Below are 21,235 nucleotides of genomic sequence, written 5' to 3' on the forward strand. Positions count from 1 at the left end.
TTACTCCTTCGAGGCGAGCTTGTCGCCGGTTTCCTGTTTTTCTATGTTGGCGATCGCCGAACGCTCGAACTTGAGCTTGACGTTGTCGGCAACCTGCACAAGAACCGTTTTTTTCTCGGTTTCGATCCCGGCGACGGTTCCGTGGATGCCGCCGATGGTGACGATCCGGTCGCCGCGCTTGATATCGTTGAGCAGCGACTCGCGCTCTTTCTGTTTTTTCTGCTGCGGGCGGATCATGAAGAAGTAGAAGACGACGAAGATCAGGACGAGCGGTACGAGCTGGACGAACGGATTCGGCGTCGCGCCTCCTGCTGGCGGGGCGAAGAGCATCAGGGCAAGGATGGTGTCAGACATGGTCAGTGGCTTGCGGTTGGTATTCGGAGCTTGCCTTTCCGGCGGAATTCGGGCCGGATCGGGCGCTTTTTTTGGAATCCGAAGATAATTTATTTCCCGAACTATTTCAACGCGCCCCTTTTCTGGCCGCCTCGAAGCGGGCGAAGGGGGCGACGCCGTAGGAGTTCATTTCGGGCCGGTACTTGCCGCGCTCCAGCATCAGTCGCGCCATCGTGGCGATCATGGCGGCGTTGTCGGTTGAGTAGGCGGTTTTGGGGATGAAGAGGTCGAAGCCCTGCCTGTCGCAGGCCGCCTGCATCGCCCTGCGCAGGCCGGAGTTGGCGCTCACGCCGCCCGCCACCGAAATGGCATTGACTTTATAGAGCAGCGCGGCGGCGATGGTCTTTTCGACCAGCACCTCCACGATGGCCGACTGAATCGAGGCGGCGAGGTCCGCCAGGCGCTCTTGGGCGTACTCCGCGCTGTGACCTTCGAGCCAGGTGCGCACGGAGGTTTTGAGGCCGGAGAAGCTGAAGTCGAAGTTGCCCCGGTAACTCTTGCTGGTCTGCGAACTTGACGTCAGTGCGCGGGGGAAACGATGGAACGCCGGATCGCCGTCTCGCGCCAGCCGGTCGATCACCGGCCCGGCGGGATAGCCGAGGCCGAGCATCTTGCCGGTCTTGTCGAACGCCTCGCCCGCCGCGTCGTCGATGGTGCGCCCGATCACTTCGTAATCGAGCGTCTGCCGCACGACCGAGAGCAGCGTGTGGCCGCCGGAGACGGTGAGCGAAACGAAGTCGCCCTTCGGCTCGCGGTGGCCCGTCTCGTCGCTGATGAAGGGCGAGAAGATGTGCGCCTCGACGTGGTTGACCGGCACGAACGGTTTGCCGAGCGCCCAGGCCAGTCCCTCGGCGAAGCAAAGCCCAACCATCACCGCGCCGATCAGCCCCGGCCCGGCGGTGGCGGCTATGAAGTCGAGGTCATTTTTTGCTATATTTGCTTCGGTTATGGCGGCCTCGACAATCGAGACGATCAGCCGCTCATGCTCCCGTGAAGCCAGCTCTGGCACCACGCCGCCGAAATCGGTATGGCATCGCTGGGAACTGACGACGTTCGACCGTACCACGCCATCGCCGAGCACGGCTGCCGAGGTTTCGTCGCAACTGGTTTCTATCCCTAAAATATTCATTGTTCAAGAGTGGAAATGCGTAATGGCCAAAGCTAACAAAGAGGAGAACAATAGCAAACCGCGCCGCAGAATCAGCTTTTTCAAGGCGTTCCTGATTCTCATCGGCGCCGATCTCGTCCTGCTCCTGGCGCCAGGCATCGGCCTGCTCAACAGTGCGTTCTATGTGGGTGACATGGTATCCTGGCCAGCGCTCCTCATCGGCCTCGCGCTGCTCGCGGTCGGCATCAAAGGCCTTTTCCGGCAGGAGTAGGTGATAATGGATAATGGACAATGGATAATTTCTTGTAGGGGCGAACGGCGATCCCATATTCAGGCGGGTTTCAACCCGCCGGACATTCAGAATTCTTACATTCATGTTGCCCCGGCTTTCAAGCCGGGGAGAGGAATCACAAGCTCCCGAACATTCGTAATTCACCCATGAAACAGGAAACGGATATCGAATCGCTCGGACGGCAGATCGTCGAGGAGTCGGCATTTATCGACCGGGCGCGCCAGGCGCTCTCGACGACCATCATCGGTCAGACGGCGGTGATCGACAAGGTGATGATCGCCCTGCTCGCCAACGGCCATCTGTTGCTCGAAGGGGTGCCGGGGCTTGCCAAGACGCTTATCGTGCGCACCTTCGCGTCGGCGATGAACCTCTCGTTCCACCGCATCCAGTTTACCCCCGACATGCTGCCCGCCGACCTGATCGGCACGATGATCTACAATCCGAAAACGATGGAGTTCCATCCGCGCAGGGGGCCGGTGTTCGCCAACGTGATTCTGGCCGACGAGATCAACCGCTCGCCCGCCAAGGTGCAGTCCGCCTTGCTCGAAGCGATGCAGGAGAAGCAGGTGACGATTGGCGATGTCACCTACCCGCTCGGTGAGCCGTTCATGGTGCTGGCCACGCAGAACCCGGTCGAGCACGAGGGAACCTACATGCTGCCCGAAGCGCAACTCGACCGCTTCATGATGAAAATCATGGTCGAGTACCCGACCTTCGAGGAGGAGCTCGAAGTGATGCAGCGGGCCTCTGCGGTGCAGGCTCCCATCGAGGTGCGGGCGGTCGTGCAGCCGGAGGAGGTGTTCCGGTCGCGAAGCCTGGTGGATCGCATCTACGTCGATCAGCGGGTGCAGCGTTATATCGTCGATCTGGTGACGGCCACGCGCTCGCCGGAGCGTTACGGCCTCGGCAACCTCTCGACGATGATCGAGTACGGCGCGTCGCCGCGAGCCTCGATCTTTCTTTTGCTCGCCTCCAAAGCCCACGCCTTTTTGCAGCGCCGCGCCTACGCCACGCCGGAGGATGTCAAGAGCATCGTTTATGAGGTGCTGCGCCATCGCGTCCGGCCGAGCTACGAGGCGGAGGCTGAGAACATGAAGCCGGAGGAGTTCATCCGAAGCATTCTCGAACATGTCCAGGTGCCCTGACGACCTTCGCGTCCTCAACGGAGCGCCCGATCCGGGCGAACTGTCCGCGATGGTGCGCAAGCTCGAAATCCGGTCGAGGCGGCTGGTCAACGAGCTGTTCAGCGGCGAGTATCACTCCTCGTTCAAGGGGCGCGGCATCGAGTTCAGCCAGGTGCGCGAGTACCAGTACGGCGACGACGTGCGCACCATCGACTGGAACACCTCGGCGCACAAGAACGACCTGTACGTCAAGATGTTCACCGAGGAGCGCGAGCGTACGCTGATGCTGGTGCTCGACGGCTCCGGCTCGATGCTTTTCGGCAGCGGGCGGCTGAAAAAGGAGCTGGCCGCCGAGGTCTCGGCGGTACTCGCCTTCAGCGCCGTGCAGAACAACGACATGGTGGGGTTGCTGGTCTTTTCCGACAAGGTCGAGACCTACATTCCGCCCCGTAAGGGTCGCGCCCACGCTCTGGTGATTCTGAACGAAATCTTCTCGCTGAAGCAGTGCGGGCGCAAGACCGACATCGACGCGGCGCTCTCGTTTCTGCGTCGCACACAGAAGCGCAAGGCGATCATCTTTCTGCTTACCGACCTCTGCGGCTCGGAGTACGAGCGGGGCATGAAGCTGCTCAACACTCGCCATGAATTCGTGCTCATCCACATCGGCGACCCCCTCGACCACGAGCTTCCCCGCTCCGGCCTGCTCGATCTGGTCGATCCGGAGACGGGCGAGCGCATGACGGTTGACGCCGGAAGCCGCGCCTTCCTCGCCCGCTACGCCAAAGAGCGGCAGGCGGAGCGCGAGGCGGTGCAGCGGCAACTGAGCCGCATGAAGGTCGATGCGGTCTTTCTCGATACCGGCAAGTCGATCATCGGCGGCCTGAACGCATTCTTCCGCCACCGTGAGCGCAAGGTGTAACATCCGGGCGGTTGTGGCGCTGCTGCTGGTGATTGCTTGCGGACCGGCCAGCGCCGCGCCGGTTCCGGGCGACGTCACCGTCAGCGCCGAGCCGGACAGCCTCTTTGCCGGCGAGCGGCTGCACTACGTCATCACCGTGCGGCACGACCGGCGCGATTCGGTCTCCGTCGCCTCGCTCAAGACCGGCCAGGGCACGCCGTTCGAGATCACCGGCGCCAAATCCTTCTTGAAAAAGCTGCCGGATGGCCGCGCCGAATTCCGCATGGACGCCGAACTTGCTGTCTTCGGTTCGGGCCGCCAGCCGCTGCCTGGCTTCACGGTCGTCACCGGCAACGCATCGGCGGCAGGCCCGGAGCGTCTCGCCATCACGCCCACGGCCTCGGTGACGGTGCTCGGCATGAGCGACTCGACCGTCACGGAGCTGCGCCCCATCGCGCCGCCGGTCAGTGCGCCGTTTCCGGCGTGGCTGCTTGCGCCGGTGCTCATCGCGCTCGCCGCGCTGGGGCTTGCCGGATACCTCGTCGCCCGGCTCGTCACCGCCTTGCGCCGCCACCTCGACGACCCGGTACGCGCCGCCCGCCAGAAGCTCCGCGCCATCCGTCGCCAGCTCTCGAAAGGGCTTGTCCCGGCTGACGGTTACGAATCGCTCAGCAACATTTTGCGTGAATTTCTCCAGAAGCGCTACCGCTTCGGCGCGATGGAGATGGTCACGCAGGAGATCGCCGAGGAGCTTGCCGACCGCAAGATCAACATCCGCCAGGAGCTGATCGAGCTGCTCGACCGGGCCGACCTCGTCAAATTCGCCGACCGCCGCCCCGACATCGAAGAGTGCCGCCGCTCCCTCCGAGTCGCCGAAGTGCTCGTCGCCACCGCCGAAGTCGAGGCGGAGACGACGGCGGATGTGGAGAATTGAACACTGAAGGCGGCCACAAGAGCCGCCCCTGCAGAATTCGCGCGGCATCGTCAGCCTGACCCGGCTGATCTCGTATTTTTTGTTACTTTTGACGGTTAAGCCCATTCAACCGCCATTCACCATGCCACCAACCCACAAGCGTATTATCGGGATCGATTTCGGCGCCAAGCGGATCGGGGTGGCGGTGAGCGATCCGTTGCGGATGTTCGCCCGACCGCTGGGCACGTTTGATTTCGAGGGACTTGCGAAGTCGCTGTCGAGGGTGCGAGACGATGAGGGGATCGAGTTGATCGTGGTCGGCTATCCGCTGAGCGACCGGGGCGAAGAGAACCGCATGACTGGCGTGATCGACCGGTTCGTCGCGGAGCTTCGGGAGGCGTTTCCCGCCGTTCCGGTGGAGACCTTCGACGAGCACCGCTCGTCACGCAGCGCGATGAAGATTCTCGCCGCTTCGGGCGGCAGCCGCAAGAAGCGCAACGAGAAGGGGCGGCTCGACGCCGCCGCCGCCTGCCTGATTCTGCAAGGCTGGCTCGACAGTCGCCACTGAGCGCATTCTGGCGACCTTCCGCCGGATTTTAGGTTTAGCATTTCGCAAGGGCTTCTGTATCTTTACAGGCTTGTCCTTCTAATGTTATAATGACCGATTTTCCCCCATGACCAATTCGGAAACCCTCGCGATGTTCAAGTCGAGCGGCGCTTTGCTCGATGGCCATTTCCGGCTCACTTCAGGCCGCCACAGCAACTCCTATTTCCAGTGCGCCAAGGTGCTGCAATACCCGGACTACCTTTCGGCGATTTGCGGCGAAATCGCCGGGTTCTTCAGGGAGAGCGGCGTCACGACAGTCATTTCGCCCGCCATCGGCGGCATCGTCGTCGGCACGGAGGTCGGGCGGCAGCTCGGCGTCAAGACTATCTTCGCCGAGCGCAAGGATGGAACCATGATGATCCGGCGCGGCTTCTGTATCGATCCGTCCGAAGAGGTGCTGGTGGTGGAGGATGTCATCACCACCGGCGGCTCCGTGGCGGAGGTGATCGAGCTGGTCAGGGCCGCCGGAGCCACGGTGGCGGGCGTCGCCTCGGTGGTTGACCGCAGCAACGGCAAGGTGCGGCTGGCCGAGCGCCAGTTCTCGCTGCTCACGATGGAGGTGGTCAGTTACGCGCCGGAGGAGTGCCCGCTCTGCAAGGAGGGCGTCCCGATCGACGCGCCGGGCAGCCGAACCAATCCCCAGGGCTGAACAGGCAGATGCAGCAGGGCATCCACACCATTTCGTTCGTCGGACTCGGGCTGATCGGCGCGTCGCTGATGCAGGCGCTCAAACGCGCCGCCGAAGCGACCGGGCGGAAGATCAAGATGATCGGCTTCGATCCGTGCTTTGAGGCCGAAGACATCGCGGCGATCACCGGCGAGTGCGGCCTCGACCGCTTCGAGCCGAATCCGGCGAAGCTCTACGACGCCGATCTGGTACTGCTTTGCGCGCCGGTCGTCACCAACATCGCCCTGCTCGACGAGGTAAAGCGGCATATCCGCAAGGACGCACTGGTGAGCGACGTATCGAGCACCAAGGCTGAAATCGCCACGAGAGCGCGGGAGCTTGGCATCGAATTCATCGGGATGCACCCCATCGCCGGGCGCGAACAGCAGGGCTACCGCGCGGCATCGCCGGAGCTGCTCGACGGGCGGCTCGTGATTCTCTGCGCCGATTGCGCCAACCCCGAAACCGCCCGCGCCGCCGAACTGGCCGGGCTGCTCCGCGCCGCCGGATGCACGCAGCTCTTCATGACTCCCGAAGAGCACGACCGGGTGTACGCCAACATCAGCCACCTGCCGCAACTCGTCTCGACCGCGCTGATGGAGCACTGCCGCGAGAACGTCGCGTGGGGCGGCCCCGGATTGGCCTCGATGACGCGGCTGGCCGGCAGTCCCTGGGCGGTCTGGCGCGACATTGTCGAAACGAATCGCAACAACATCGCCGATGAGCTGGAGGCGTTTTCCGCGCTGCTCGGCGACGTCGCCAAAGAGGTGCGCGGCGGAAACGTCCAGCGCCTCGACATGCGATTCCGCGAAGCCAACGATCTCTATCAACGCCTTCAGGAGAGGAGCCGCCCATGAAGTTCGCCATCTTCGTGAACATCACCAGAGACAAAGCGCTGGAGCTGGCCCGCGAACTGGTCGCCTGGCTGGAGGCGCACTCGATCGACTACGCTTTCGACCCCCAGTCGGCCAAGGCGCTCGACTGCGGAAAGTGGGAAGAGAAGTCGGACCTCAGCCAGCACTGCGACGCCTTCGTCGCGCTCGGCGGCGACGGTACGCTGCTGCTCGCCTCGCACTACTCGCGCTCCAAGCCTGTGGTGGGCATCAATGTGGGCGACCTCGGCTTTCTGACCGAGTTCAGCCCGGACGAAATGTGGACGGCCATGGATCATCTGGTGAGCGGCAACTACTCGTTCCATACGCGCTCGCAGCTTGAAGCTACGCTGAAATCGGGCGAACTGCTGACCTCGCTCAACGACGTCATCATCGAAAAGGGCACCGCAACGCGGCGGCTGCCGGCCTTCACCATTTGGCTCGACGACGAAATGCTCGCCTCCTACCGCGCCGACGGCATCATCATCGCCACCTCGACCGGCTCGACGGCCTACTCGCTCTCGGCAGGCGGCCCGATCATCGCACCAAAGTCGAACGTCTTCGTCATCACCCCGATCTGCCCGCACATGCTGACCGTCCGGCCAATCGTCATCAGCGACGACAAGACGGTCAAGGTTTCGGTCGATTCGCAATCCGGGGAATTTCCGCTGAAAATGGATGGCATCCAGAAAAAATCGCTCCTTCCGGGCGAGGTGGTCACGGTGAAAAAGTCGCCGCACCACATCAATCTGGTGGCCAACGAAAAACGGAACTACTGCGAAATTCTTCGCAAAAAGCTGCTCTGGAGTCACGAGCATCCCACGGGAGAGTGACCGCCGCCGCCGTCGATACCCTCTCATTATCGTCCAACGAACGAGTTACCTTTTCCATGACCCGACACCTCTCCCCCTTCTGGCTGAACCGGCTGCTCGGCATTCCCGCCTCGACGCCGCTCACCCCCCGCGCCATGGCTTCGACGTTGCGCGTGGCCTTCTGCCCGCCGCAGGAGGAGAGCCCGCGCCTCGACCGCTTTATCGCGGCGTTGCGGGAGGCGTTCGCGGAGTGCGGGGTGACGATGGCCGAGACGGCGGCGGCAGTGGCGGGCGGGCGGGAGTCACGCGTCGAGGCGGGCACGGCGCTCATCGCGCCGGGCAGATTCGCGGACGGGGAGCTGCCGATCAGCCGCGTTTCGACGCTCTACAACAACCTGATCGTCGGTGTTTACGACGAAGCGCCGCCGGTGCATAACGGCCAGACGCCGCAGGAGACGCTCGACGCAGTGGTCGGCAAGCTCGCCTGGGAGATGGTGCATCTGCTTATCTACGTGACCGAAACGTCGTGGACGGTGTGCAGCATGAACGGCGGCATCACCACTTTCGACACGCCGCTGCCGGAGCCGCGCGATGTGCTCGAATCGCTGATTCCGAAGCTCACCGCGCAGGTGGTGCCGCCGCGCGACGGCGAGCTGGAACTTCGCCCCGGCTCGCTCGACACCGGGGCCCCGGAGTTCCTGAAGTTCGCCGCTGATTTCGTGGAGTGCGGGCGCATCTGGGCGAAAAACCCGCGCTTCATGAACCACACCTCGCGCGAGTCGCTCGACTACCGTAACGGCTTTTGCCGCAAGATCGTCTCGCGCTACCTCGACGACCGCAGCGGCATGAGCTACGGCTTCTTCGCCCGCCAGCTCCCGGTGAAGGTCGCGCCTGCAATCGAGGCGGACGGCGGCGGCGAAGCGTCAGGCAACGAAGTATTCGCGCCGGTGACGATTGCCGGGAAGCGCCTGCTTGTGCCGGTGCCTGCCGTGCGCATCCTCACCACCCGGTCGGGCTGCCGGAAAACGGCCCTCGACCCGCGCCACGACCTGGTGGAGATCGGGCTGGAAAATGGCCGCGCATGGCTGGCCACGCCTGCCGGATTGCCGGAGGGCCTCGTCTCGAAGCCCTCGTTCGACACCCTCACCATCATCGCCCACGCCGTCGGCAACGCCATGATCTCAAGCATCCTGCTCGCGCTCGCTCCCGGCAGCCGCTTTCCCGCACTGCTCGAACGCTTCGGCTGCGGCATGACGCACTGGCACCACTACCCCGACGAGGACATGGTTCCGGACGGCTACGTGGTGCACGGCTTCGACAATCCGCCGGTCTCGTGCTCGACGCCGCAATCGGCGGCCTACAGCCTCCTCGGCAAGCTCGACGCGCTGGAGCGCGCAATCGAAGATGGCGACGGCCTCGACTACCTCGGCGACGTGCACATCGAGCCGGGCCACGGCACCAACGTCGTCGGCACCAGGTCGCTGGCGAAAATGGCGATGTTTCTCAACGCCGACTGCTGCGTTTGTTCAAAAAGTGAGGAGTGAGGGGAAGAATCGAGCGTGTTGCATTTGTGTAGGGGTAGGCCTTGCGCCTACCCTTGCAGGGCAATCAAAAAACCTTCAGGGCAGGCGCAAGGCCTGCCCCTACAGGAAAATTGCCGATCCCCTAATTTTCAATTATTCGGCTTTTCGCTGTGCTCCCAGCGGTTCTGGTGGTCGAGGATCATTTCGGCGATTTCGCGCACGCAGCCTCGTCCTCCCTCGAACACCGAGATGTAGGCGACGCGGTTGCGCAGGTACTCCGCGCCGTTGATCGGCGTCACCGGCAATCCCGCCTTTTTCAGCAATTCCAGATCGTCGATGTCGTCAGCGATGCAGGCGCACTCGTCGTCCTGCAAGCCGTGGCGGCTTTTGAACGCTTCGTACGCTTCGAGCCGCTCCTCGCCGTCGAGAAAGAGATCGACCGGTCCGGCAGCTTCGAGCACCTGGCGGTAGGCCCCGGCCTGCCGTCCGGCGATGACCGCCACCTTCATGCCGAGGCGCAACGCCTCGCGGATGCCGACGAGGTCGCGGGCGTAAACGCCGGGCATTTCGCGCCCCTCGCCGTCGAGGGTGATTGTGCCGTTGGTGAGGACTCCGTCGAGAGAGATGACCAGCGCCTTGACGGCGTCAAGGGCGGCGTTGATCTGTGAAGAGGGGTCAGCCTGGTAGGGCTGCATTCCGAAAAACTGGAAAGAGCTCAAGAGTGTAACTGGTTAACGTGAATGAAATTCTTCCCTGATCGACTGCATACATCGCTGGAGCTGCATCAGCGCCCGCACCATTTCGCCGAATTCGGCGAGCGGGGCCTGCGTCGAGGCGTCGGACATGGCGGTCGCCGGATCGGGATGCACCTCGAAAAAGAGGCCATCGACTCCTGTGGCGACAGCGGCGCGGGCCAGCGGCATCAGGAACCGACGGTCGCCACCCGACACGCCCGCCCCCGCGCCCGGAAGCTGAACGCTGTGCGTGACGTCGACAATGACCGGCCAGCCGGAATCGGCCATGATCGGCAGCCCCCTGAAGTCAACGACGAGGTTGTGGTAGCCGAAGGTGGTTCCCCGCTCGGTGAGCATGATTTTTTTGTTGCCCGTCGAAGCGGCCTTCTCCGCAGCGTAAGCCATGTCCTCCGGCGCGAGGAATTGCCCCTTTTTGATATTGACGGCGAGGCCCGTCGAGGCGGCGGCCACGATCAGGTCGGTCTGGCGGCACAGGAACGCCGGAATCTGGAGCACATCGACGTACGACGCGGCGAGCTCGACCTCGGAGGTTTCGTGAACGTCGGTCAGGACAGGCATCCCGAAATAGTCCCTGATCTCGCGCAGGATTTCGAGTGCCTCGCGGTCGCCGATGCCGGTATATGAAGAGGCCGACGAGCGGTTCGCCTTGCGGTAAGACCCCTTGAAGATGATGCGCACATCTTCCTGCTTGCGGATGCGGTCGAGTTCGGCGGCGACCTCCATCGCCATCCGGCGGTTTTCAATCAGGCACGGCCCCGCGATGAGGAACAGCCCCTTCGGGCCAGGCAGCGACACAGGGCCAACCGAGAACTTTTGCATCCTTTGTCCTGTTTGATTACAAGAGTTAACGGCAGCAACAAGTGAGGCCGGTTTGTTTTGACTCTGATGAATCAGGCACTGAATTTAATCAATAATTTATCTTTTCATTCTCCAACAAAGATAGCTGATTATGAATACCGCAGATACCAGACAGAGGCTGCTCGACATCGAAAAGCAGATCGCAAGCCTCAAGGAGGAGCAGGCGACCGTCAAAGCGCAGTGGGATGCCGAGAAGGAGCTGATTCATACTTCACGCCGCCTCAAATCGGAGCTTGAAGAGCTGCGCGTACAGGCCGAGAATTATGAACGCAGCGGCGACTACGGCAAGGTGGCCGAGATACGCTACGGCAAGATCGCCGGAATCGAAAAGGAGCTGGAAGAGAACAACCGCAAGATCGAGGCGCGACAGGCCTCCGGCGACCTCATCATGAAGGAGGAGATCGACGCGGGCGACATCGCCGACATCGTCTCGCGATGGACGGGCATTCCGGTCAGCAAGATGCTCCAGTCGGAGCGCCAGAAGCTGCTCGGCATCGAGGCCGAGCTGCACCACCGCGTGGTCGGCCAGGACGAGGCGGTGCGGGCGGTCAGCGACGCCGTCAAGCGCTCCCGCGCCGGCATGGGCGACGAGAAGCGCCCGATCGGCTCGTTCATTTTCCTCGGCCCGACCGGCGTCGGCAAAACCGAGCTGGCCCGAACGCTTGCCGAATATCTTTTCAATGACGACGAGGCGCTCATCCGCATCGACATGAGCGAGTACATGGAGTCGCACACCGTCAGCCGCCTGGTCGGCGCGCCTCCCGGCTACGTCGGCTACGAAGAGGGCGGCCAGCTCACCGAAGCAGTGCGGCGCAAACCATTCTCTGTAGTGCTGCTCGACGAAATCGAAAAAGCGCACCCGGATGTGTTCAACATCCTGCTCCAGATTCTCGACGACGGGCGCCTGACCGACAGCAAGGGGCGCACGGTGAACTTCAAGAACACCATCATTATCATGACGAGCAACATCGGCGCGCAGCTCATCCAGAGCGAGATGGAGCAGCTCGAAGGGCGCGATGCTGACGTGGCGATGGCCGGTTTGCAGGAGCGGCTCTTTCAGCTCCTCAAGCAGCAGGTGAGGCCGGAGTTCCTGAACCGCATCGACGAGGTGATTCTCTTCACGCCGCTCAACAGGGAGCACCTGCGCGAGATCGTCACCATCCAGTTCAACCGGATCAAGGAGACTGCGAGGCGTCAGCGCATCACGCTCGAAATCTCGGACGACGCGCTCATGTGGCTCGCCAAAACAGGCTTCGATCCGGCCTTCGGCGCGCGCCCGCTCAAGCGCGTCTTGCAGCGGCAGATCACCAACCGCATCTCCGAGATGATTCTTTCCGGCGAGGTCGGCGAGAACGACGCCGTCGAGATCGGGCTGGAGGGCGAGCGCATTGTTATGCACAAAAAGTAGCCCTTAAGCGCAAGCTGGACGGAGCTTCTTGCAGTTCCGTCCGGCGTAAACAATTACAAAAGGCGTAACAGGATGAAATTGGGCTAAAGCCCCGATTTGTATTATTGTAACTCTCGACCCCGGACTGAAGTCCGGGGCAATGGTTTTAAGAGAATTACTGGCCGGAGCTATAATGGATGCAGCTATAACCACCCTGCGCTATATGAACAAGAGCCTCCTCGCCGCGCTGCTGCTTCTTTTGAGCTTCACCTCTGCGCTTGCCGACACATCACGCCAGCCCGACAGTCTTTCGATTAAAATCGGCCAGATGCTCATGATCGGCTTCCGGGGCATGGAGGCCAAAGCGGGGTCGCCTGTCGCCGCCGATATTCGCGAGCGGGGCATCGGCGCCGTGGTGCTCTTCGATTACGACGTACCGTCAAGATCGCCCGTGCGCAACATCGAGTCGGCGGAGCAGCTCCGGCGGCTCTCCTCGGAGCTGCAACAGCGCTCGTCGATTCCGCTGTTGGTCGCCATCGACCAAGAGGGCGGGCGCGTCTGCCGTCTCAAGCCGTCGCGCGGCTTCCCGCCAACCCTCTCCGCCGCCCGCCTCGGCAAGCTCGACAACGCCGACAATACACGGCAGGCCGCCGGATCGACCGCCGCGCTCCTCGCGAGCCTCGGCGTCAACATGAACCTCGCGCCGGTCGTCGATCTGAACGTCAACCAGAACAATCCCGTCATCGGCAAGCTCGACCGGAGCTTCTCCGCCGACCCGGCGGTGGTCGCCCGGCAGGCGCGAATTTTCGTCGATGCGTTCCATCGGCATGGCGTCATCGCGGCGCTGAAGCACTTCCCCGGCCACGGCAGCTCGACGACCGACACCCACAAAGATTTCACCGACGTCACCGCCACCTGGTCGAAAAAAGAGCTTGAACCGTACCGGAAACTGATCGGCGAGGGGTACAATGATCCGGTTATGACCGCCCACGTCTTCAACGCCCGGCTCGACAGCCGCTACCCGGCGACGCTCTCGAAGGCGACGATTGACGGCTTCTTGCGCCAGAAGCTTGGCTTCCGGGGCGTGGTCGTCAGCGACGACATGCAGATGAAGGCCATCGCCGACCGCTACGGCCTCGAAGAGGCGATCCGGCTGTCGATCGATGCTGGCGTCGATATTCTGATTTTCGGCAACAATGTCAGCTACGATCCCGACATCGCCAGCAAAGCGACCAGCATCATCCGCCGCCTCGTCGAAAAAGGCGCCATTTCACCGAAACGCATTGATGAGTCGTACCGGCGCATCATGGCCCTGAAAACCCGAACCATCGCTCCACGCCCATGAAAACCCTTTACCTCGTCCGCCACGCCAAAGCTGGCTGGCACGATCCGGCTATGGCCGACTTCGACCGCCCGCTCACCAAGCGGGGCCACAAGCAAGCCGAAGAGATGAGTCGCCGCCTGCACAAGAAAAAGATTACGCCGGAGTTGCTCGTTTCGAGTCCGGCGAGCCGGGCGCTCGAAACGGCGGAGATTTTCGCGGACGCTTTTGGCATCGAGCGGCGGGAGATCGTGCAGAAAATCGAAATCTACGAAGGAGGTATCGACGCGCTCGCGGCCCTCGTCCGGTCGCTCGCCGACGAGGAGAATACGGCGATGCTCTTCGGCCACAACCCCGCCATCAGCGCCTTCGTCGGCTGGCTCACCGGCCAGCGCGCCGAAGCGATGGACACCTGCGGAGTCGCGAAAATCGAGCTGGATTGCGATCACTGGCGTGATACCGCCGAAGGCAGCGGAAGGTTCGACTGGTACGAGTTTCCGGAGAAAGAGTGAGTGCAGGTCAACAGTAGGGCGTACGCAATTCGTCCCATAAGGCTTATAGGTCATATACGACCTATAAGCCTTATAGACCTAAACTTCAATAATGCTCGGGCTTCGGCTCTCGCTCCATCAGATCGAGTATGGCTTGCTGGGCGGGTTTGTCTTCAAAAAGCATTTCATAGACGGCTTGCGAGATAGGCATCTCCACGCCGAGGCGTTCGGCCAGTTTGACCACGGCCTTTGAGGTGAGCACCCCTTCGGCCACCATGCTCATTTCGCTGATCACATCGTCGAGCTTTCGGCCTTTGCCGATCTGCTCGCCGACGTAGCGGTTGCGGCTGTGCTGGCTCAGGCAGGTGACGACCAGATCGCCGATCCCGGAGAGGCCCGACAGCGTCAGCGGATCCGCGCCAAGCTTTGTGCTGAGGCGTGAGATTTCAGCCAGCCCGCGCGTGATGATCGCCGCTTTGGCGTTGTCGCCGAAGCCGAGTCCGTCGGAGACCCCGGCAGCGATGGCGATGATGTTCTTGACCGATCCGGCGATTTCGACGCCAATGAGGTCAGTGTTGACATAAACGCGAAAGCCGTTGGTGTGGAACACCTCCTGAACCAGGCAGGCGGTCTGTTCCGAAACGGAGCAGGCCACGACGGTTGTCGGCTGCTTCTGGGCGACCTCCTCGGCGTGGCTTGGGCCGTAGAGCGCGGCGATCTGCTCCGGCGCGACGCCAGGCAGCGTTTCGAGCAACACCTCGGACATGCGTTTGCCGCTCTCCAGCTCGATGCCCTTGGCGACGTTGACGATGACTTTGCCGCTGAGCGGCAGGTCGGCAAACGCCGCAGCCGTCTCCCTGAGCGCATGTGACGGCACGGCGGCGACGATCATTTCGGCCTGCTTGACCGCTTCGTGAAGATTTTCGACTACGTGAAGGTTTTCGGGAAAAAGCACCCCCTTCAGGTAGCGCTTGTTCTCGCGGTCAGCCTCCAGCGCACGGGCGAACTCCGGGCGATGCGCCCAAAGCCGCACTTCGTGCCTCTTGTTGGCCAGCAGAATGGCGAGGGTGGTGCCCCAGCTCCCCGCGCCGAGAACGGTGATCTTCATCGCGCCTCCGGCTCCTCAGCTCTTCCGCCCGAAGCTCAGGCGGTTTTCGGTTCCTGAAAAGAGACGCCTGATGTTGGCGCGATGGGTGTAGATGATCGCCACGGCTACAATGCCTCCGAATATGAGAAGGTGATAATCGAGGCTGTCATGCACGAACCAATGGTCGAAAAAACGGTAATCGAGGCCGGAGCCGAGATCGAACAGGTACTTGCGGATGGCGATGATCAGCGGAAAGGCGATGGCGGCAAAGATCGAACCGACCGACACATAGCGAGAAATCGTGACGGTGAGCAGGAAGATGCCGATCACCATGAGCATACTCACCGGCGCGAGTCCTATCAGCATTCCGGCGGCGGTGCTGACCCCCTTGCCCCCCTTGAATCCGGCGAAGACCGTGAAGACGTGGCCAATGACGGCGGCCATGCCTGCGACAAGGCTCAGGGCGACCTCGTTCATATCAGGAAACGCGCCGAGGGGATGGGCCTTGAAAAAGGCGACCACCGGCACGGCGGCAATCGTTCCCTTGGCGATGTCGATGAGCGTCACGACCAGACCCACCTTCCAGCCCAGCACCCGGAAGGCGTTGGTGCCGCCAGCATTGCCGCTGCCGTAGTCGCGGACATCGATGCCCTTGAGCAACTTTCCGGCAATGATGCTGGTCGGAATTGAGCCGATGAGGTAAGCAACGGCGACGATGGCAAGAAATGTCAGCATGTCAATCAGGATTGAATGATGAACGAACACTCGATCTGAAGATCAGGCCTTGACGACCTCGCCTGCAATGTAGGCATTTTCCTCTCTCGACTTCAAGTAGCCCATAAGGTGATCGACGCGATCCTTCGAGACAATCATCACCAGGCCGAGGCCGAGGTTGAAGGTGCGGCGCATATCCTCTTCGGGCACCGAGCCTTCGCGGCGGATCAGGTCGAAAATCGGCAGTTCGGGCCACGAGTTCCAGTCCACCGACAGCGTGAGACCTTCCGGCACGATGCGCATGGTGTTGCCCATCAGGCCGCCGCCGGTGATGTGCGACATGCCGCGCAAGTCGCCCGTGCCAAGCAACGGCTCGATGACCGACAGGTAGGAGCGGTGCACCTTCAGCAGCTCCTCGCCGACCGTGCCGTCGAGTTCGGCGAAGGTCTCGTTCATCCGCCCTTCGAACACCTTGCGGGCCAGCGAATAGCCGTTGGTGTGCAGGCCGGTCGAGGGCAGGCCGATCAAGACGTCGCCCTCTTCGATCTGCGAGCCGTTGATGATGTGCGGCTGATCGACCACGCCGACAATCGTTCCGGCCAGGTCGAAATCCTCCGCGTCATAGACGCCCGGCATCTCGGCGGTCTCGCCACCGATGAGGGCCGCGCCGTTCTCGCGGCACGCCTTCACCATGCCGGTCACGACCGACGCGGCGATCTCCGGCTTGAGCTTGCCGCAAGCGTAGTAGTCGAGGAAAAAGAGCGGACGCGCGCCGCAGACCAGAATATCGTTCACGCAGTGGTTGACCAGGCACGAGCCGACCGTGTCGTACTTGCCGAGTTCGATGGCGATCTTGAGTTTGGTGCCCACGCCGTCGATGCTGCTCACCAAAACCGGCTGCTCGTAGTTGGCGAAGTCAGGCCGGAAAAAGCCGCCGAACGCGCCGATGTCGGTCATCACCTGCGGGGTGAAGGTCTGGCGAACATGAGGTTTGATGAGGCGGACAAACTCCTCGCCCGCAGAAATATCGACTCCGGCTTTCTTGTAATCCATAGTTCTTTTTCGTGATTATCCTGTTGTTGCTCCGGCCATGAAAACTCCTGACAATTGCCCCGGACTTCAGGCCGGGGTATGCGAATACAGTAACATAAATCTGGGCTTCAGCCCAATTGCTGCTGCGGAGGAGGTCGCCATTGATTGTTGCCGGATTAACAACTCTATTCTCGACCTGCCGCAGATTTTCAGCTTCCCGCCGGTTTTTCGAAAATCGCGTCGCACTGCGATTCCGCGAAGAACTCGCAGTGCAGGCCTGAAACAGCCGCTTTCACGTCGCTCTCATCGACCACAACACCCACGTTGATTTCCGAGGCGCCCTGCGAAATCATGCGCAGGTTGACGTTGCAGAGCGAGTTGAAAATCCGGCCTGCAACCCCCTTCGACAGGCGGAGGTTGTCGCCGACCACGCTGACCGTGGCCACCTTGTGCTCGATCTCGACCTCGCCGAGAGCGCCCAGCGCCTTGATGAACGCCTCGCTCACCGAGCCGTCGTCAACCGTCAGGGAGACCGACACCTCGCTGGTCGAAATCATCTCGACCGAAATGGCGAAGCGCTCGAACACGTCGAACAGTTCGCTCATGAAGCCGTGACGGCCAAACATCCGGTTGGAGCGGATGTTCAGGATCGCCTGCCCCTTTTTGACGGCGATCGACTTGACCAGACCACCGTGGCTCTTGCCCTTCAGCAGCTCCGGATCGTTGGTAATCAGGGTGCCTTTGGAGTCCGGATGCCAGGTGTTGAGCACATAGACCGGGATGTTCTTTTCGACCGCCGGGGCGATGGTGTCGGGATGGAGCACCTTGGCGCCAAGGTAGGCCAGCTCGGCGGCTTCGGAGAAGGTCATGACCCGGATGCTGCGCGCGTCAGGAACCATGCGGGGATCGGTGGTCATCACGCCGTCCACGTCGGTCCAGATTTCGATGGAGTTCGAGTGGAGCCACGCGCCGAACAGCGCCGCCGACAGGTCGGAGCCGCCGCGTCCGAGCGTGGTGGTGCGGCCCGACCCGGTCGAACCGATGTAGCCCTGCGTCACCACCACCGTGCCCGCGTCGAGCAGCGGCTTGATGATCTCGCTGGTGTTCTTGCGGCAGGTTTCGGCGAGCGGGCGGGCGAAGCCGTAGCGGTCGTCGGTAATCATCACCGTGCGCGCGTCGAGCCATTCGCAACGCACGCCCGCTTCGTTCAGCGCGGCGGCGAAGACGCTGGTCGAGAGCAGCTCGCCGAAGGAGCAGAAGCGGTCCCGGGAGCGCTCGGTCAGTTCGCCGACGATCTCGATGCCCTCGGTCAACCGTTCGAGCCGGGTGAGATAGACCTCGATCTTTTCGATCACCGCCGTCCGCAGCCCCTCGCTCCCGATAAGCTCCCCGATCAGATCGAGGTGGAACCGGCGAACTTCGGAGACCAGTTGTTTGGCCTCTTCGAGTCGGCTTGCGCCAGCCGTGTCGGCGATCCGGATCAGTTTGTTGGTGATGCCGCTGCACGCGCTCAAAACGACGAGCGGCGCGCCCGATCTCATCCTTTCAGCGACGTTGGCGATCACCTGCCGCATGGCCGCAGCCGTGCCGACAGAGGTGCCGCCAAATTTCATGACTACCATAACCTCAATCGAAAGAAGTGGATAGTGATCGTTTCAGGATCGTTTTCCGGTTCGGATTTACTATACTTCCATGATCGGCATACAACTCATGAACCCAGAACACCGGAAACCCAGTCTTACCGGCCCCATGAACGAGATTACCCGATTCGCCCCGAAAGGAGCAAATGCAGAACGCATTCTCAGGACGGCGGCGCTTCTTGCGCTTTCGTGCCTCACGCTCGTGCTTGGCGCATGTCAGAGCACACGGTCACTCTCCGATCGCATGGAGAGCAAATATAGTTTAAAAAAGAGAAAAACTTCTATCTCCCGCCTCTGGCCGCAAGGCCCGGAACGGTGCAGCCTGCCGGTACAGGTCTCCGGACGCGCCTTCAGGTCGATGCTCGATTCCATCGAAGACTCCAGAGGAGTCAGGTACCGCTTTGGCGGAACCACGCCGGATGGCTTTGACTGCTCCGGCTTCGTGCAGTATTTGTACAACCTCTCGTTCCAGATGCTGTTGCCCCGTACCTCTGGCGAACTCGCGCTGGTAGGCCCGATCATTCGCCGGGATCGCCTGCAACCCGGCGACCTGGTTTTCTTTGCCTCCGGAGACGAGATCACCCACGTCGGCGTCTATATCGGCAACCAACGCTTCGCTCACGCCTCATCAAAGGCTGGCATCAGCGTAAACACGCTGTTTCAAAGCTATTACAACGCCCGCTTCGCCTTCGGCACGAGAATTATTCGGGTGGAGTAGCCGCGCGGTGGACTTGGTGGACGGAAGAACGGGAATTCCGCAGTTCATTCCCAATAGTCCCAATAGTCCCACAAGTCCCAACAGACCCATTCGTCCCAATCTCGCCGTTTTGCTATCTTGCCGCACTGGCAACACGCAATACACCAACAAAACCTCCATGCAACCGCCGAAAACTCACAACCACATCGAACTCGCCTTCGAGATCGACAGCGACCTGTACGAACTCTACATCGCCCTGCTCTCGCAGGAGGGGATCGAATATTTTCTCGAAGAGGACACAAAGCTGCTGGCCTATCTGCCCGAGGGCGAGTGGAACGCCGAAAAGGAGGAGGCCATCAAAACGCTGTTGCAGGAGACCTTTGGCTCCGCGCCGCACTTCACGGCGTCGTTCATGGCCGACCGGAACTGGAACGCCGAGTGGGAGGCGCATTTGCAGCCGGTGGAAATTTCCGACCGCTTCCTCATCGTCCAGCACCAGAAGGATTATACGGTCAAGCCGGGCCAGATCGTCATCGCCATCAACCCGAAAATGTCGTTCGGCACCGGCTACCACGCCACCACACGCCTGATGATGCGCCAGATGGAGGAGCTCGACCTCGCCGACAAAAAGATCATGGACATCGGCACCGGCACCGGCGTCTTGGCCATCGCGGCCCGCAAGCTCGGCAACCGCAACCCGATTCTCGCCTTCGACAACAACGCCTGGGCGGCCGAGAACGCCGTCGAAAACGTCGCCGAAAACAGCGTGGCCGACATTCGGGTGGAGCTGCTCGACGCCGAGGAGGAGCTGGTGGCAAACCTCAAGGAGGGCTACGACCTGATTCTGGCCAACATCAACAAGAACGTGCTCGACCGCATCCTGCCGGTCATCGGCCGCCACGCGCCAACCGCGCAGGTGCTGCTTTCGGGCGTGCTGGTCTATGACGAACCGTGGCTGAAGCAACTCCTCAAGCGCATCGACTACACCAACGTCAAGACCATCTACGAAGACGAATGGCTCTCGGCCCTGATCGAACCAAAAGACTGATATTCACCTATTCGTCCTATTCGACCTATGAGTCCTATTCTTAAAACCATGCCCAACGCAACCGAACGCATCGCCTGCATCGACGTCGGCACCAACACGGCGCTCTTGCTGGTCGCCGATCTCGAACCCGCCACCGGCAAGATCGTGACCGTCGATCACCGCCAGACCATCGTGCGCCTCGGCCAGAAGGTCGATGAGCACCGGATGATCCACCCCGAAGCGCTCGAACGGCTGACCGCCTGCATGACGGAGTACCGAAAGCTGTGCGACGAGCTTGGCGTGCAGCGCATCCTCGCCGTCGGCACCAGCGCCCTGCGCGACGCGGCCAACCGCGACGAAGTGATCGCGGCGGTGAAAAGCGCGACCGGCATCGAAATCAGGTGCATCAGCGGCGAGGATGAGGCCGCGCTCACCTTCTTCGGCGCGGTGGCCGGACTGCCGGAGGCGCCGGAGCCGTTCACGGTGATCGACATCGGCGGCGGCAGCACCGAGATCATCATGGGCACCGCCAACGCGCTCGAAAGCGCGGTCAGCATGAACGTCGGCTCGGTGAGAATGACCGAGCGCTTCTGCACCTCGCAGCCGCCGTCGCCGGAGGAGTTCGAGGCGGCGCGCGAGGAGATCGACCGGCAGCTCGCCGCCGCGCTGCCGCCCTTCTTCGCGGGTCGTCAGCAGGTGTTCGGCGTGGCGGGCACGCTGAACACCATCGCGCAGGTCTGCCTCGGTGACCGGCAGTTCGACGCCGGGCGGGTGCAGGGTTTCCGGCTTGAGTACGACGCGGTGCATGAGCTCGTCGAACAGCTCCGCGCGATGACGATCGACGAAATCGTGGCATTCGGCATTCCCGAAGGCCGCGCCGACGTCTTTACGATGGGCGTGCTGATTTTGCACCAGTTCATGCGGATGCTCGGCGTTGGCAGCCTGACGGTCAGCATCCAGGGCCTGCGCTACGGCGTGGCGCAACGGGAGCTTCAGAAGCTTCGCCGTCGGAGCTGA

23 protein-coding genes are annotated in these 21,235 nt (G+C 62.0%); 15 read left to right on the top strand and 8 right to left on the bottom strand.

Annotated features, from left to right (window positions below):
- Together yajC and tsaD are read right to left on the bottom strand one after the other, a co-directional pair.
- Positions 1-354 (bottom strand): preprotein translocase subunit YajC, encoded by a 354-nt coding sequence (gene yajC, locus EST62_RS06095; protein WP_129051219.1) that lies wholly within the window; start codon positions 352-354, stop codon positions 1-3.
- Between the two features lie 106 nt (positions 355-460).
- Complete coding sequence (gene tsaD, locus EST62_RS06100) at positions 461-1,522, bottom strand: tRNA (adenosine(37)-N6)-threonylcarbamoyltransferase complex transferase subunit TsaD (protein WP_129051220.1); 1,062 nt, start codon at positions 1,520-1,522, stop codon at positions 461-463.
- 22 nt (positions 1,523-1,544) lie between these two features.
- On the opposite strand from tsaD, the gene EST62_RS06105 reads away from it, so the two are divergent.
- From EST62_RS06105 to EST62_RS06145, 9 genes are all read left to right on the top strand, one after another.
- Positions 1,545-1,772 (top strand): hypothetical protein, encoded by a 228-nt coding sequence (locus tag EST62_RS06105; protein WP_129051221.1) that lies wholly within the window; start codon positions 1,545-1,547, stop codon positions 1,770-1,772.
- Between the two features lie 167 nt (positions 1,773-1,939).
- Positions 1,940-2,938, top strand: a complete 999-nt coding sequence (locus EST62_RS06110) for a MoxR family ATPase (RefSeq protein ID WP_129051222.1) — start codon at positions 1,940-1,942, stop codon at positions 2,936-2,938.
- Positions 2,922-3,836, top strand: coding sequence for a DUF58 domain-containing protein (locus EST62_RS06115; RefSeq protein WP_129051223.1), 915 nt, complete (start codon positions 2,922-2,924; stop codon positions 3,834-3,836). Before EST62_RS06110 ends, EST62_RS06115 begins: the two co-directional genes overlap by 17 nt.
- Positions 3,820-4,749, top strand: coding sequence for a hypothetical protein (locus tag EST62_RS06120; RefSeq protein ID WP_129051224.1), 930 nt, complete (start codon positions 3,820-3,822; stop codon positions 4,747-4,749). The genes EST62_RS06115 and EST62_RS06120 overlap by 17 nt, the downstream gene beginning before the upstream one ends.
- A 121-nt stretch (positions 4,750-4,870) precedes the next feature.
- Entirely contained in the window at positions 4,871-5,296 is a 426-nt protein-coding gene (ruvX, locus tag EST62_RS06125) for a Holliday junction resolvase RuvX (protein WP_129051225.1), read from the top strand.
- Positions 5,297-5,402: 106 nt separating this feature from the next.
- Positions 5,403-5,984, top strand: a complete 582-nt coding sequence (pyrE, locus tag EST62_RS06130) for an orotate phosphoribosyltransferase (protein WP_129051226.1) — start codon at positions 5,403-5,405, stop codon at positions 5,982-5,984.
- A gap of 8 nt (positions 5,985-5,992) precedes the next feature.
- Positions 5,993-6,859: a prephenate dehydrogenase/arogenate dehydrogenase family protein gene (locus EST62_RS06135; RefSeq protein ID WP_129051227.1), complete on the top strand. Its 867-nt coding sequence runs from the start codon at positions 5,993-5,995 to the stop codon at positions 6,857-6,859.
- Entirely contained in the window at positions 6,856-7,707 is an 852-nt protein-coding gene (locus EST62_RS06140; RefSeq protein ID WP_129051228.1) for an NAD(+)/NADH kinase, read from the top strand. Before EST62_RS06135 ends, EST62_RS06140 begins: the two co-directional genes overlap by 4 nt.
- Before the next feature lie 56 nt (positions 7,708-7,763).
- Positions 7,764-9,230 carry a hypothetical protein gene (locus tag EST62_RS06145; protein WP_129051229.1) on the top strand — a complete coding sequence of 489 codons (1,467 nt, stop codon included), beginning with the start codon at positions 7,764-7,766 and terminating at the stop codon, positions 9,228-9,230.
- 128 nt (positions 9,231-9,358) lie between these two features.
- Here the strand turns inward: EST62_RS06145 and EST62_RS06150 are convergent, their stop codons facing one another.
- Complete coding sequence (locus EST62_RS06150) at positions 9,359-9,904, bottom strand: HAD family hydrolase (RefSeq protein ID WP_167599214.1); 546 nt, start codon at positions 9,902-9,904, stop codon at positions 9,359-9,361.
- A 36-nt stretch (positions 9,905-9,940) separates the two neighbouring features.
- Positions 9,941-10,783 carry a 3-deoxy-8-phosphooctulonate synthase gene (gene kdsA / locus EST62_RS06155; RefSeq protein ID WP_129051231.1) on the bottom strand — a complete coding sequence of 281 codons (843 nt, stop codon included), beginning with the start codon at positions 10,781-10,783 and terminating at the stop codon, positions 9,941-9,943.
- Between the two features lie 130 nt (positions 10,784-10,913).
- Between kdsA and EST62_RS06160 the strand changes: the two genes are divergently transcribed.
- The 3 genes from EST62_RS06160 to EST62_RS06170 all read left to right on the top strand — a co-directional run bounded on the left by EST62_RS06160 (position 10,914) and on the right by EST62_RS06170 (position 14,042).
- A complete protein-coding gene (locus EST62_RS06160) occupies positions 10,914-12,230 on the top strand; it encodes an AAA family ATPase (protein ID WP_129051232.1) in 1,317 nt (438 codons plus the stop codon).
- A gap of 202 nt (positions 12,231-12,432) precedes the next feature.
- A complete protein-coding gene (locus tag EST62_RS06165) occupies positions 12,433-13,554 on the top strand; it encodes a glycoside hydrolase family 3 protein (protein WP_129051315.1) in 1,122 nt (373 codons plus the stop codon).
- Complete coding sequence (locus EST62_RS06170) at positions 13,551-14,042, top strand: histidine phosphatase family protein (RefSeq protein WP_129051233.1); 492 nt, start codon at positions 13,551-13,553, stop codon at positions 14,040-14,042. Before EST62_RS06165 ends, EST62_RS06170 begins: the two co-directional genes overlap by 4 nt.
- A gap of 85 nt (positions 14,043-14,127) precedes the next feature.
- Here the strand turns inward: EST62_RS06170 and EST62_RS06175 are convergent, their stop codons facing one another.
- From EST62_RS06175 to lysC, 4 genes are all read right to left on the bottom strand, one after another.
- Entirely contained in the window at positions 14,128-15,129 is a 1,002-nt protein-coding gene (locus EST62_RS06175; RefSeq protein WP_129051234.1) for an NAD(P)H-dependent glycerol-3-phosphate dehydrogenase, read from the bottom strand.
- 15 nt (positions 15,130-15,144) lie between these two features.
- The gene (plsY, locus tag EST62_RS06180; protein WP_129051235.1) at positions 15,145-15,843 is read right to left on the bottom strand and encodes a glycerol-3-phosphate 1-O-acyltransferase PlsY; all 699 of its coding nucleotides are present in this window, start codon (positions 15,841-15,843) and stop codon (positions 15,145-15,147) included.
- 42 nt (positions 15,844-15,885) lie between these two features.
- A complete protein-coding gene (gene purM / locus EST62_RS06185) occupies positions 15,886-16,875 on the bottom strand; it encodes a phosphoribosylformylglycinamidine cyclo-ligase (RefSeq protein ID WP_129051236.1) in 990 nt (329 codons plus the stop codon).
- Between the two features lie 188 nt (positions 16,876-17,063).
- Entirely contained in the window at positions 17,064-18,476 is a 1,413-nt protein-coding gene (lysC, locus tag EST62_RS06190; RefSeq protein WP_129051237.1) for a lysine-sensitive aspartokinase 3, read from the bottom strand.
- Between the two features lie 127 nt (positions 18,477-18,603).
- Here lysC and EST62_RS06200 point away from each other — a divergent pair, with 127 nt between their 5' ends.
- The 3 genes from EST62_RS06200 (at position 18,604) to EST62_RS06210 (ending at position 21,235) form a co-directional block, all read left to right on the top strand.
- Positions 18,604-19,212 (top strand): C40 family peptidase, encoded by a 609-nt coding sequence (locus EST62_RS06200; protein WP_245153496.1) that lies wholly within the window; start codon positions 18,604-18,606, stop codon positions 19,210-19,212.
- 157 nt (positions 19,213-19,369) lie between these two features.
- On the top strand, positions 19,370-20,239 hold the full coding sequence (gene prmA / locus EST62_RS06205) for a 50S ribosomal protein L11 methyltransferase (RefSeq protein WP_129051239.1): 870 nt from the start codon (positions 19,370-19,372) through the stop codon (positions 20,237-20,239).
- A gap of 27 nt (positions 20,240-20,266) precedes the next feature.
- Positions 20,267-21,235: a Ppx/GppA phosphatase family protein gene (locus tag EST62_RS06210; RefSeq protein ID WP_129051240.1), complete on the top strand. Its 969-nt coding sequence runs from the start codon at positions 20,267-20,269 to the stop codon at positions 21,233-21,235.

The organism is Chlorobaculum sp. 24CR, from assembly GCF_004118635.1.
In the GTDB taxonomy this organism is placed as follows: domain Bacteria; phylum Bacteroidota; class Chlorobiia; order Chlorobiales; family Chlorobiaceae; genus Chlorobaculum.